This window comes from Streptomyces sp. NPDC049954 (assembly GCF_040656295.1).
Lineage (GTDB): Bacteria > Actinomycetota > Actinomycetes > Streptomycetales > Streptomycetaceae > Streptomyces.
Map to the genome: position 1 here is coordinate 1 of NZ_JBFALS010000031.1, position 12793 is coordinate 12793.

General features: G+C 72.1%; 11 protein-coding genes. 5 read left to right on the forward strand and 6 right to left on the reverse strand.

What is annotated here, in order from left to right; translation table 11 throughout:
* Positions 1–90 precede the first annotated feature (90 nt).
* The gene (locus AB0J21_RS33385) at positions 91–588 is read right to left on the reverse strand and encodes a cupin domain-containing protein (protein WP_363149931.1); all 498 of its coding nucleotides are present in this window, start codon (positions 586–588) and stop codon (positions 91–93) included.
* 420 nt (positions 589–1008) lie between these two features.
* On the opposite strand from AB0J21_RS33385, the gene AB0J21_RS33390 reads away from it, so the two are divergent.
* The 3 genes from AB0J21_RS33390 (at position 1009) to AB0J21_RS33400 (ending at position 4428) form a co-directional block, all read left to right on the forward strand.
* On the forward strand, positions 1009–2070 hold the full coding sequence (locus AB0J21_RS33390) for an alpha/beta hydrolase (protein ID WP_363149932.1): 1062 nt from the start codon (positions 1009–1011) through the stop codon (positions 2068–2070).
* A gap of 251 nt (positions 2071–2321) precedes the next feature.
* Positions 2322–3356, forward strand: coding sequence for an alpha/beta hydrolase (locus AB0J21_RS33395; protein WP_363149933.1), 1035 nt, complete (start codon positions 2322–2324; stop codon positions 3354–3356).
* Between the two features lie 472 nt (positions 3357–3828).
* Positions 3829–4428, forward strand: coding sequence for an NAD(P)H-dependent oxidoreductase (locus AB0J21_RS33400; protein WP_363149934.1), 600 nt, complete (start codon positions 3829–3831; stop codon positions 4426–4428).
* Between the two features lie 49 nt (positions 4429–4477).
* Here the strand turns inward: AB0J21_RS33400 and AB0J21_RS33405 are convergent, their stop codons facing one another.
* The 4 genes from AB0J21_RS33405 to AB0J21_RS33420 all read right to left on the reverse strand — a co-directional run bounded on the left by AB0J21_RS33405 (position 4478) and on the right by AB0J21_RS33420 (position 7618).
* Positions 4478–5167, reverse strand: a complete 690-nt coding sequence (locus tag AB0J21_RS33405; RefSeq protein WP_363149935.1) for a cytochrome b/b6 domain-containing protein — start codon at positions 5165–5167, stop codon at positions 4478–4480.
* Positions 5109–5837, reverse strand: coding sequence for a molybdopterin-dependent oxidoreductase (locus AB0J21_RS33410; protein WP_363149936.1), 729 nt, complete (start codon positions 5835–5837; stop codon positions 5109–5111). The genes AB0J21_RS33405 and AB0J21_RS33410 overlap by 59 nt, the downstream gene beginning before the upstream one ends.
* A 221-nt stretch (positions 5838–6058) precedes the next feature.
* A complete protein-coding gene (locus tag AB0J21_RS33415; protein ID WP_363149937.1) occupies positions 6059–6652 on the reverse strand; it encodes a sigma-70 family RNA polymerase sigma factor in 594 nt (197 codons plus the stop codon).
* Positions 6653–7096: 444 nt separating this feature from the next.
* On the reverse strand, positions 7097–7618 hold the full coding sequence (locus AB0J21_RS33420; protein ID WP_363149938.1) for a MarR family winged helix-turn-helix transcriptional regulator: 522 nt from the start codon (positions 7616–7618) through the stop codon (positions 7097–7099).
* Positions 7619–7746: 128 nt separating this feature from the next.
* Here AB0J21_RS33420 and AB0J21_RS33425 point away from each other — a divergent pair, with 128 nt between their 5' ends.
* Both AB0J21_RS33425 and AB0J21_RS33430 read left to right on the forward strand, forming a co-directional pair.
* Entirely contained in the window at positions 7747–9237 is a 1491-nt protein-coding gene (locus AB0J21_RS33425; protein WP_363149941.1) for an MFS transporter, read from the forward strand.
* Entirely contained in the window at positions 9230–10885 is a 1656-nt protein-coding gene (locus tag AB0J21_RS33430; RefSeq protein ID WP_363149939.1) for an LLM class flavin-dependent oxidoreductase, read from the forward strand. The genes AB0J21_RS33425 and AB0J21_RS33430 overlap by 8 nt, the downstream gene beginning before the upstream one ends.
* Before the next feature lie 109 nt (positions 10886–10994).
* Here AB0J21_RS33430 and AB0J21_RS33435 read toward each other — a convergent pair whose 3' ends face one another.
* A complete protein-coding gene (locus AB0J21_RS33435; RefSeq protein ID WP_363149940.1) occupies positions 10995–12152 on the reverse strand; it encodes a ricin-type beta-trefoil lectin domain protein in 1158 nt (385 codons plus the stop codon).
* Positions 12153–12793 lie beyond the last annotated feature (641 nt).

Genomic DNA, 12793 nt, shown 5'->3' on the forward strand with positions numbered 1-12793 from the left:
ACAGCAGCAATCTCGTCCGGAGTCACACCCCCTCAACGCAACACCACCCAAAAGGACACGCTCACCTACAACCGACCTGACCAGGCCCTACTAGTAGGTGGTCACCAACGGTTTGGTCTCGTCGATCACATAGCTGGACAGCATCATCGTCGTCTCCCTGCCGACGTTGAGCGCGTTGTGGATCGCGCCGGTCGGGATGAAGAAGGGATCTCCGGTGCGCAGCCGCAGGGAGGGCCCCTCGTCGAACTCCATCAGGACGTCGCCCCGGGCGATGTACCCGATCTCGACGCCGGGGTGACTGTGCCGTCCCGACTGCTTGTGCCGGGGGATCTGCACGAGCGTCTGGACCGTGAGCCAGCCCTTGGCGGGAGAGGGGTGTCGTTGCAGCTCGGTGCGGATGACGCCGGCGGTGGGATCACCGGGGTCCACCGGCTCCGTCGGGTCTTCCGGCGCCACCGGCAGATGTCCCGTCCCGGGCCGGCCGAGGAAGGGGTCGGTCGCCTCGGCGACGACGGGTGTCAGGGCACCGCCGCCGAGGACGGCCGCGGCGAGACCGCTGGAGCGGAGGAGGGTACGGCGGTTCATCATGGTCTCTTCTCGGTGAAGGGTGAGGTGCTTGACTGCCTGTCACTGAAGGAAACACGGCCTCCGTGGAACCCGTGGTTCACACATGTGAGTAACAGTGCTCGTTTCCGAGTGCACGTAACCATGTCGCGACCGAGACACACCAGAGCATCGTGAGGTCACACCCGCATGGCCCCGCCGTCAGCTCCCTCCACGCACACACACCTACCGGCTTCGGGCAGTTGTCGGCCCCAGCGGCGGACAGGGACGCGCGCCACGCACGTCACCTTCTTGACCGGTGACGAATACTGTGCCAGAGTCGTCCTCGCACGGCCCGCAACCGCCCGACGCACACCTCACGCACTCCCGTCCGCCCCGCACCCGCCCACAGTGTCCGCCCCGGCCACGCGTCAGGAGGGCGGCCCCGCACACGGAGGCTTCCACATGATCGACAGGCGTACTTTCGGCAGGGCTCTGGGCGTTGGCACAGGCGCCGCCGCCACTTCCCTGACCGGCCTCCAGGGGCTCGCGTCCGCCTCCGGCGAGGCGCGTGGCCCAGCCGGGGCGCCGGTCGTGCCGACCGTCCGGCCGGGGACCCACACGTCCTTCCCCGCGCTGAAGCAGGTGAAGGCCGGTCTGCTGAACGTCGGTTACGCCGAGCTGGGCCCCGCCCGCGGCCCGGTCGTCATCTGTCTGCACGGCTGGCCGTACGACATCCACAGTTACGTGGACGTCGCACCGTTGCTGGCGGCGCAGGGCTACCGGGTGATCGTCCCCTTCCTGCGCGGCCACGGATCGACCCGGTTCCTGTCCCGTCACACCTTTCGCAACGCCCAGCAGTCCGCGGTCGCCCTCGACATCATCGCCCTGATGGACGCGCTCAGGATCGACCGGGCCGTACTCGCCGGATTCGACTGGGGATCGCGCACCGCCGACATCATCGCGGCGCTGTGGCCCGAGCGCGTCAAGGCGCTGGTGTCGGTCAGCGGTTACCTCGTCACCAACCTCGGGATGCAGCGTGATCCGCTGGCGCCGGCGGCCGAGCACACCTGGTGGTACCAGTACTACTTCGCGACCGATCGCGGCAAGAAGGCCATGGAGGACAAGGACAAGCGGCCCGAACTGTGCCGTCTGGTCTGGACACAGGTCTCCCCCACCTGGGCCTTCGACGACGCCACCTTCCAGCGGACGGCCGCCGCCTTCGAGAACCCGGACTACGCGGCCGTCGTGATCCACAACTACCGTTGGCGACTGAGTCTCGCACCGGGTGAACGCGCGTACGACCGTTACGAGAGGGCCTTGGACGCCGGGCCGGCCGTCTCCGTGCCCACCGTGACCCTGGACGCCGAACTCGACCCGTTCACCGCGCCGGACGACGGTGCCTCGTACCGGCGGTTCTTCACGGGCCCCTACCGGCACCACACGCTCCGGGGCGTCGGTCACAACCTGCCGCAGGAGGCGCCCAGCGAGTTCGCCCGAGCCGTGGTGGAAGCGGACCACCTCTGAGCGGCCGTCTCTCCCCCGGGGCCTGGCGCACGGCCCCGGGGCGATCAGGCCGCGTACCGGGGCGACGACGACCGGCGGTGAACCTCGCGCACGCTCCCACCCGTTTCCCTGATGAAAGCTCCCGCCGCCGGGACGAACTGGCTGGCTCGTCGGCGGGAGGGCCGGTCGCCCCCGCGCTTCCCCCCTTTGCGCGGGGGCGACCGTACCCCGAAGGGCCGGCACCGGCCCGGTAGCGGAGACGAGACACCGACATGATCAGCAGACGGAGACTCACCCAGGCGGCGGCGACGGTGGCCTCGGGCGCCCTCGCCCCTGTCACGACCGCGCACGCCGCCGCGCCCCCCGCCGCCCGTCCCGCCGCCGACTCGCGCGTCGGGAGAGGTGGGCTCGGCCCCGTGCGGCATGTCCGGACCGAGGTGCTGGACCTCGCCTACCACGATCTGGGGCCCGCCGACGGCACCCCCGTGGTGCTCTCGCACGGCTGGCCCTTCGACCCGGTCGGGTCCTACGCCGAAGTCGCCCCGGCGCTCGCCCGGCGCGGCTACCGCTGTCTCGTCCCTTATCTGCGCGGACACGGGGAGACGGTCTTCCGGCGCCCCGGGACCTTCCGCTCCGGCCAGCAGGCCGCGCTCGGCGCCGACCATCTCGCCCTGCTGGACGCGCTGTCCGTAGGGCGGGCCCTGTTCGCCGGCTACGACTGGGGCGGGCGCGCGGCGAACGTCGCCGCGGCGCTGTGGCCTGAGCGGTGCCTGGGGCTGGTCTCGGTGAACAGCTACCTGATCCAGAATCTCGCCGTGGCCCAGGAACCCCTGGCGCCCTCCGTCGAGTCCGGCTACTGGTACTTCTTCTACTTCCTCACCGAGCGCGGCCGCAGGGGGCTCGCACAAGACCCCAGGGAACTGGCGCGTGTCGTGTGGCGCCGCAACTCCCCGGAGTGGGAGTTCACCGAGGCGGACCTCGACCGGGCCGCGGCGCTGTGGACCAACCCGGACTACGTCGACGTCGTGATCCACGGCTACCGTCACCGGCTGGGCGCGGCGGCGGGCGACCCGCGCTACGCGGACCTGGAGGCGCGACTTTTGAGGCAACCGCCCGTCCCGGTGCCCACCGTGACCCTCGACGGAAAGGCGGACGGTGTCACCCCGTGGACCGACGGCAGTTCCTCGGCGGCCCACTTCACCGGCCCGCGCCGCCACCACGTCGTCGCGGACGCCGGCCACAACCTGCCCCAGCAACGACCCGACGCGTTCGTCGCGGCGATCCTGGAGGCGGACAGCCTGCGTTGAGCACCGGGCGCGGGGCAGGAGTGCGGTGCCGGCCGGCTGCGGTGCCGGCGGGATTCGAACTCGTGGACGGGGCGGGGCAGGCCCGGCCGAATCCCACCGGTCGGCGTGCGCGGGGCCTCGCGCCCACCGGTCGCCCTGGGCCGCTCTGCCACGGCTCCGCAGCGTGCGGGAACGGCGCGGTCCCGCTCCGGTCAGGAGGGACGGCGCCCCTCGCCGGACAAGGCGGCGGGGCACCCCGGTGTGCGGAGTCCGGCGGAACCGGTAGCGCGATCCGTCGTCGACGACGACCGGGCGGACGCTCAGCGAAAGACAGCGACCCGGTCTTCTCCCGTACGGGTACTCCCCCCGCGCGTCGAGGACCGCCTCGGGGGCGGCGGCGGGTATCGGCGTCAAGATCGCGGAGCGTATGCCGCCGGGGAGCGCGAAGCCGTGCGCGGTCTCCCGCGGTCCCCACGACCTGAGGACTGACGCCATGCGTGCTCTCGCCTTCGTCTGCACTCTCGCCCCTTCCCCGCAACCCTCCAGCAGCCAGCTGCTCGCCGACCAGGTCATGGCGGAGCTGGGCCGTCTGGGGGTGGAGACGGAAACCGTACGCGTCGCCGACCACGATGTCCGGCCGGGGGTCGCGGTCGACATGGGGCAGGGCGACGACTGGCCCGCCCTCCGGGAGAAGATGCTGGCGGCCGACATCCTGCTGCTGGCGACCCCGATCTGGCTCGGACACCCCTCCAGCCTGTGCCAGCGCGTCCTGGAACGCCTGGACGCCGAGCTGTCGGAGAGCGACGAGCAGGGCCGGCTGCTCACGTACGGCAAGGTCGCCGCCGTCGCGGTCGTGGGGAACGAGGACGGCGGGCACAAGGTGAGCGCGGATGCCTTCCAGGGCCTCAACGACCTCGGCTTCTCCCTCGCCCCCGGCGCGGTGACGTACTGGGTGGGCGAGGCCCAGCACGGCACCGACTACAAGGACCTGGACGAGACCCCGGAATCGGTGGCCTCGACCACCAGAACGCTGGCGGGCAACGCCGTCCACCTGGCGAAGCTGCTGCGCTCCACGCCGTACCCGCCGAGCTGAACGGTGGCCTCAACGCCGAAGGGCGCTGACGGGAGCGGGGAAACGGAAGTCAGTCGTCCGCCTCCTCGCGCTCCGCACGCAGCTCCTTGACCCACTCGGAGTGCTCCCTCGCCGCCCAGGGCCGGCCCACCCTGCCGGTCCGCATCCCGAGCCGCGCCTCCGGGTCCGCGTGGGCCCTGCGCAGGTGCCCGATCAGGACGAGGGCGACGCCCCAGGCCAGGACGTCGTGCACGAAGATGGCGCTGGTGCGGGAGAGGAACGGGAGCAGGCCGGTGAACCACATGAGCAGCCCTGTGCCGAGCATGACCAGGACGGCTCCCGCGATGCCACCCGCGTAGAGCTTCTGTCCGGCGTTGAACTTCCCGGCCGGCCGCTCGCGCGGGGCGCGCACCCGGCGCCGTACCGCGCGCAGCCACTGCTTGTCGTACGGCGCGAAGCGGTTGAGCCGGCGCAGGTCGGCACGGAAGGCCGGGGAGAGCAGGCCCAGCAGGACGGGCGCGGGCAGCAGGAGGCCCGACCACTCGTGCACCGTGACCATCAGGTGGCGGCGCCCGACCGCCTGCGCGAGCGGGGCCACGTACAGGCAGGCGGCCGTCACCAGGCACAGCAGCATGAGGTACCCGGTGGTGCGGTGGACCAGCCGTTCGGCGCGGCTGAACCGGCTCAGTGTGCCGTCCCGTTCAGGCCTTCGAGCTGCCCGCTCGCCGGTCCTCCCCGTCGAGCCAGCCGTCGATGGCATACCCTCGCTCCTCCCAGAATCCGGGGATCACCCTGTCGGTGACCTCGATGCCGGACAGCCACTTGGCGGACTTGTAGAAGTACATCGGCGCCACGTAGAGCCGAACCGGTCCGCCGTGCTCGTGGGTGATCGGTCCGTCCTGCATCCGCAGGGCGACGAGCACGTCGTGGCGGCGCGCCTGATCGAGCGTCAGGCTCTCGCTGTAGGCGCCGTCGAAGCACGTGAAGCGCACTGCCCTGCCCTGCTCGCGCACTCCGGCCGCGTCGAGCAGGTCGGCGAGCCGTACCCCTTCGAAGGGGGTCTTCTCCACGCGCCAGCCGTCCGTGCACAGCACGTCGTGCACGACCCGGGTCTGCGGAAGCTGCCGCAACTCCGGCAGGGAGTACGTGCCGGGCCGGTCGACCAGGCCGCTGATCTTCAGCGCGTACGTGGTGTCGTCCTTGCGCGGCACCGAGCCCACGACGGAGTAGTAGCGGAAGCCGCCGGGGTTGGGCAGCAGCCCGGTCACCCCGGTCGGGTCGGCCTGGGAGGCGGCGCCGAGGAACTTCTCCCAGCCCCGCTGGAGATACGGCGCCCCGGCGAGACCTGCGGCGCCCGCGGCGAGCACCGAGAGCATCGCCCGCCGCCCGATCGGGGCGCCCTTGTCGCCGTTCTTCATGTGTCCGGTCATGATCCGTCCTTTCCCGGCCGGCCCGGGGAGTGGCCGGCCCGGGGAGTGGCCGGCCCGGGGAGTGGCCGGCCACCCGCCACAGGCAGCTGCGCGGGCTCCGGCACCGCGGTCGGCTCCGGGGCCGACGAGTACGGCAGCCCGCACACGCGTGACGACATACGCGTACCGCCCCGTCCGGCGATTGACTGTGTCCTCCACGGCTCGGGTGATCCGGTTGGGTGTCACAGCGCGACCACGTACGTGGGTCCGCTCGCCGCGGCGGCCCGTGCCGCGTCCCGCCCCGTCGAGCCCGGGGCGAGAGCCGCGCGCAGCTTGCGCAGGGCGTGGTGGTGCCGGGACTTCACAGTACCGGCCGGCACGCCGAGCCGGTTCGCCGTCTCCTTGATCGTCCGGTCGCACAGGTAGATGTGGACGAGTACGGCGCGGTGTTCGGGTGAGAGGGGACGCAGCAGCGGGGCGGCCACGAGCGCGTCCTCCACGGTGTCGAAGCCGTTGCCGCGGGCCGGCGGATCACTGTAGGCGCCGCCCACGACCTCCCTGCGTGCCTGCGGTTTGCGCACCCAGTCGATGACGAGGTGCCGGGTCACGGTGAAGAGCCACCCCCGAACCGAGCCCTCCATGCCGACCAGGCGGTCCATATTGCGCCAGGCGCGGATGAACGCCTCCTGGACGACGTCCTCGGCGAGTTGGTGGTCGCCCAGCATCTTCTCGGCGTAGGCGACGAGTCCGTCCCGATGTTCGTCGATCATCACACCCAGGAGGTCGGGGCGACGGCGAACGGGCGTGGGAGACGTGGTCATGGTCTTCAGCGCCATCCTGATCCTCTGTCATGCGTCGAACGAAGGCCAAAAGCGCCTCCGCAGCCGGAACACTAGACAGTGGGGTGTGCCGGAAAACTGCCGCATTTGTGACGCACCTCCTCCCGGGGTGTCCTGTCCGGGAAGCGAAGAGGCCGCCGCCCGGCTCCCCGGGCGTGCCAGGCGGGGAATGACCGGTCAACGCAGCCGGGCGCGCACACATGCCCTCACCGAATCTCACACACGTGTGCCTACGGGGGCCGGAGTCGTGCGCCTGAGGGAAGTACCTTCGGCCACCGGGCCTCGCGGGAGGGAGAACGTCCCGCGTGGGCTCGACACGGCGGCGGCCCGGGCGGTTCCGCGCCCGGAAAGCAGGGCGGTCCACGGCGGGGGTTCGGCGCCGGACCGGAGCCGGCGGCCCGGCGCCGTCATCCCCCGGGGAATGCGGAGCCTGATACGCGGTCAGCCGCGAGCCCGGTCGTCGGCGTCCAGAAGGCGCCGCAGCAGCGCCGTGAGGGTCTCCCGTTCCGCCGGGGTGAGTGAGGCGAGAAAGACCTCTTGCGACTCCTCCGCCACGGTGCGCAGGCGGAGCTGGAGCCGCGCCCCTTCGTCGGTGAGCCCGACCACCTGACGCCGCCGGTCGTTGCGGTCCCGGGCACGGTGGACGAGTCCGCGCTCCTCGATGACGTCGAGGTAGCCGCCGAGGTGGCTGCGCTGGAATCCCAGACGCTCCGCGAGTACGTGCTGCGGCAGCGGGCCGAAGTCGGCGAGCGCGGTCAGGGTGGCGAAGTGCGGCAACCGCAGCCCGTGCTGACCCACCGCCGCCACCAGGGCGTCGTGGCCGATGCGCGCCACATGACTGGCGAGGTACGAGGGCAGCGCCAGCAGCCCCGGTGGCCGTGACGCCGCTTCGGCGTCCGCCCCGATCACCCCGTCCGTCTCGGTAGCGGGTCGGCCGGGCGCGCTCTCAGGGGTTTTACTCATGCGGCCATGCTACCCGGAAAGTAGTACCTGGACGTAAGGGTGACGTCATGTAATGATTACGCCATGACCTTACCTTGGCGCCCAGTCCGCACGCCGCGGACGGCTTCGCCCGCACTCCGGAGGACCGATTGATGACCGACGTGTTCACTCACCGGGCCGGGGCTCGGGCGGGCGACGGGGAGCGTGGTGTCGCCGCCCCCTTCGCGGCCCTGCTTCTCGCCGTCCTGTCCTTCTCCCTGATGCAGACGATGGTGGTACCGGCCCTTCCCGACCTGCGGCGCGAGTTCGACGCCTCCCCCACCAGCGTGTCCTGGGTGCTCAGCTCCTTCCTCCTCACCTCCTCGGTGGCCACGGCGCTGCTGGGCCGGGTCGGGGACATGTTCGGCAAACGCCGGGTCCTGATCGCGAGTCTCGCCGTGTTCGCGGTGGGCACGTTGCTGGCCGCGCTGTCCGGCTCCCTCGCCCTGCTGATCGCCGCCCGCGCCGTCCAGGGCGTGGGCTCGGCCGCCTTCCCGCTGGCCTTCGGCATCGTGCGCGACCAGTTCCCGCGCGAGCGGGTGCCGGTGGCCATCGGCCTGATCTCCTCCACCTTCGGGATCGGTTTCGGTGTCGGGCTCGTCGTCCCCGGCCCCGTCGTCGACGCGCTGAACTGGCACTGGATCTTCTGGATCGGGCTGATCGTCATCCTCGCGGGCATCGCCGCTGTCGCCGCGTTCGTGCGGGAGTCCTCGGTGCGCTCCCCGGGCCGCGTCGACTGGGTGGGCGCGGTGCTGCTCAGCGCGGGTATCACGGCTCTGCTCGTGGCGATCGGTCAGGGCCAGTCCTGGGGCTGGTCCTCCGGCCGGACCATCGGCCTCTTCCTCGCCGCCACGGCGCTGCTCGTGGTGTTCGCCTACGCCGAGAAGAGGGTGCGCGCCCCGCTCGTCGACATCGAGCTGTTGCGGCGGCCCGCGATGCTGAGCAGTCACCTCACGGCCCTCGTCGTCGGTTTCGGCATGTACGGCGCCTTCACTCTCGTGCCGCTGCTCGCCCAGACCCCGTCCAGGGCGGGCTACGGCTTCGGCGCCTCCGTCACCGCGTCCGGTCTGTTCATGGTTCCGATGGCGGCCACCATGCTCGTCGCCGGCCCGCTGGCGGGCCGGATGGGCGCGGCGGTCGGCTGGAAACTCCCGTTGGTGCTGGCCTGTCTGATCGGTGTCCTCGGTTTCGTCGTCTACGCGGCGGCGCACGACACCGAGTGGGCGATGTACGCCGGTTCCGCGGTACTCGGCGTCGGCGTGGGCTTCGCCTTCGCGGCGCTGGCCAACCTCGTGGTGAGCGCGGTGGACGGCAGCCGGACCGGCGAGGCCACCGGCATCAACACGATCATGCGCACGGTCGGCGGATCACTCGGCGCCCAGATCGCCGCTTCCGTGGTGGCCTCAAAAACCGTTCCCGGCACGTCGTTCCCCGCCGAGTCCGGCTTCACCACGGCGTTCGTGATGTCGGCGATCGCACTGGGCCTCGCCGCCCTGGCGGCGCTCGCCGGTCCCGGACCGCTGTGGCCCGGGGCCGCGGCCGCCGCCCCTGTCCCCCACCGTGACCGGTCCGTCGACCAGGAGGCAGGGCGTCATGCCTGATTACGGACACGACCTGCTCTTCGGTGTGGTGCTGATGCCCGCGCCCGGGCACGGGGAGGACGTGCTGGCGCCCGCCCGGGCCGCCGACCGGGCGGGACTCGACCTGGTGAGCGTCCCCGACCACCCCTACCAGCCGGGCCTGCTGGACGCCTGGACGGCGCTCGCGGTGATCGCCGCGTCCACCTCCCGGGTGCGGGTCTTCCCCAACGTGGCGAATCTGCCCTTGCGTCCACCCGCGATGCTGGCCCGCTCCGCGGCCGGCCTGGACCTCTTCAGCGGTGGCAGGGTCGAGCTGGGCCTGGGCGCGGGAGCCTACTGGGACTCGATCGCCGCCGACGGCGGGCCGCGCCGCAGCCCCGGTGAGGCGGTGCGGGCCACGCGGGAGGCCATCGAGGTCATCCGGGCACTGTGGACTCCGGGGCCGCGGGTCCATCTCGACGGCGAGCACTACGGGCTCCACGGAGCGGCGCCCGGCCCGGCCCCCGCTCACCCCGTCAGCATCTGGCTCGGGGCGCTCGGCCCCCGGATGCTGGACCTGGTCGGCTCGGTGGCCGACGGCTGGTTGCCCAGCGTTCCGCACGTGCCCCCGGGTCGTCTCGCCGCCGGGCACCGCCTGATCGACGAGGCGGCGGTACGGGCGGGCCGGCAGCCGGCGGCGGTGCGCCGCCTCTACAACCTCTCGCCCGGTCCGGAGGGCTTTCCGCAGGGCCCCCCGGGTTCCTGGCCGGAACAGTTGGCCGCTCTGGCCCTGGAGCACGGGACGAGCGCCTTTCTGCTGCCGGCGCGGCAACCGGAGGAGGTGACGCTGTTCGCCGCCGAGGTGGCACCCGCCACCCGGGAGCTGGTGGCCGCTTCCCGGCGAGGCGCGCCTGCCCCGCCCGGAAGCGCCCCGACGACCGGGGCCGCCGCACCTCCGGCCGGCGAGGGCCGGGGTCCCGGGCCGATGGCCGCGGGCCGGACGGGCGGCGGCCCGGCCCCCGAGGTCCGGACGGACGGTGTGGGACCGAGCAGACGGAGCCGTGCGGTCGAGGCGGCCTCCTCCGGTGAGGTGCTCTCCGTACGAGCCTCCCCGGACGGCGGTGAGCGACGGTCCGCGACACGTCTGTGGGACGAGTCGACGCGCCCCAGCGGACCGCCCGCCGAGCCGGGGCGGCGCTACACACCGGGCGAGCAGGAGCCGGCCCGCAACCTCGTCGCCGCACACGACCGGTTACGAGCGGATCTCGATCAGCTCCGCGGGATCGTCCGTGAGGTGGTGGAGGGCCGGATCGGGCCGGGCGAAACCCGTTCCCTCCTGCGGGAGTTGAGTGTGCGACAGGACGCCTGGATGCTCGGCGCCCACTGCGCCTCGTACTGCCGGGTGACCACCGCGCACCACACCAGGGAGGACCAGGACCTCTTCCCGTACCTGCGCCGTCACGACCGGCGGCTGGGACCGGTCCTCGACCGGCTCACCGAGGAGCACCACGCGATACAGGGGGTGATCGACCGGCTGGACCGGGAACTCGTCGGCTTCGTCGGCGGGGCGTCGGACCAGGAAGTGCCGGTGTCCACCCTCGACCTGCTCGCCGACGCCCTCCTGTCCCATCTCGCGTATGAGGAGCAGGAACTGATCGAGCCGATGGCGAGGTTCGGCACCGGCTGGTGAGCACACGCCCGCAGCCCCTCCCGCCAGGAGGCCGTCCCCTTGCGGGAACAGCGGGCCCGGCCGAGGCGGCCCGGTGCCGCCCGGCCGGGCCCGGCCCGCCGGGCAGGGATCAACTGGCCGCCAGGGTCGTCCACTTCTGGTTGGCCGTCCCGTTGCAGTCCCAGAGGACCAGCTGGGTGCCGTCGGTGGTGGAGCCGGCGGGGTCGTCCAGGCAGCGGCCGGAGGCGGGGTTGCGATAGCCGCCGTTGTACACCTGCCAGACCTGGTTGGCCCCGCCGTTGCAGTCCCACATCTGGATCTTGGTGCCGTTGGCCGTGCCCTGGCCCGTGGCGTCCAGGCACTTGCCGAGCGACCTGAGGGTGCCGTCCGCCCGCGCCGACCACACCTGCGCGTCGGAACCGTTGCACGACCAGATCTGCGCGGCGGTCCCGTTGGCGGTGCTGCCGGCGTTGACGTCCAGGCACTTGCCCGCGACCCCCGACTGCACCGCGCGGCCCTGCTGGAGGGGCGCCTTGATCCAGCCGTCCGCGTCGGCCGCCTGCACACCCGCGTAAAAGGCGTCGGCCATCTTGCTGAACCCGTTGTCGTTGGGGTGGAGCGCGTCGGACAGGTCGGCGGTGTTCAGGGCGCCCATGTCGACGAGCCGTACGTGTCCGCCGGCGGCCCGCTTGGCCTGCACGAGGTCGGCGACCTTCTGGTTGAAGGCCGGCCGGTACGCCTCCTCGGTGCTGCTGGTGGAGACGATCACCGTGCCGACCAGCACCGTGGCGTCGGGTGCGTCCCGGAGGATCTGGTCGATGAGAGCGCTCATCCGGTCGGCCGCGGTGGGAACCTCGTAGTTCCCGTTCAGGTCGTTGGTGCCGATCTCCAGCGTGACCACGTTGGGGCGGTACCGGGCCAGGACCGAGTCGGCGATCCCGGCGATCTGGTCGATGCGCCAGCCGGAGTGGCCCTCGTTGTCCGGATCGGACATGGGGCCGTTGCGTACCGAGCCCACGAAGTCCAGGTCGTGCCCCTCGGCCGCCAGCTTGTTCCACAGGAAGCCCCGGTAGCTGTTGCCGGACGGGCTGCCGACACCCCACGTGATCGAATTGCCCAGCGGCATCAGCCGCAGGGGCGCCGGCGCGGCGGCGGACGTCGAGCGGACGGACGTCGCGGCGGAGACCGCGGGGGAGGGCGCCGACGCCGCGGCGGCCGCAGGCAGGGCGGCGCCCACGCCGAGTACGGCCGTCAGCAACGCGACGAAAGCGGCTCTGTATCTCTTCATCAGGGTTTCCTCACTGCTGGGGGGACAGTGTTGCGGGCGGGGAGGAGCAGAGAGCGCCCGGTCGGCCGGCGCACGGTGCGCTCACTCCGCGGGTGGCGCCGGGGACGAGGCACCCGAACCGCCGGTCACGAGCACGGCCGCAGACGCGGCTCCGCTCCGGCGCACGGTGACGGGTCACGGGTCCACGGGTGACTGGTCACGGGCGACGGGCGACGGGCGACCGCACATGACATCGTTGTCCTCGCCCGGAGCGAGGTGACGGCGGAGAAGAGTGCGGGCACATGGGGCTCCTGGACCTCGTGCGAAGCAGGGACGCTCCACGGCGTGACGCGAGGTCACTCGGAAAGCGCTCTCGGGAAGCTAGCCAGCCTCCACCGCCGCGTCAATGGTTCTCGCACGCGATCAGACCGGGGACAGTCGCCCTCAACTCCGTGATCAGAAAAGGGAATCGGAAGTTCCTTGCGGTCATGGCGGCTACCCCCGCCACCACCGGGGCACCTGGGGCGGACACCTGATCCGACGCCGCAGGCACCCACACCGGCCGCAGCTAGTGCCGTGGCAGGCAATGTTTGCCCGTGAAGGAGCGGCGTCCGGTGCGTGCTCTCGGTGCGCCGGCCGGAAGCCCTAGTACTGGACGTACT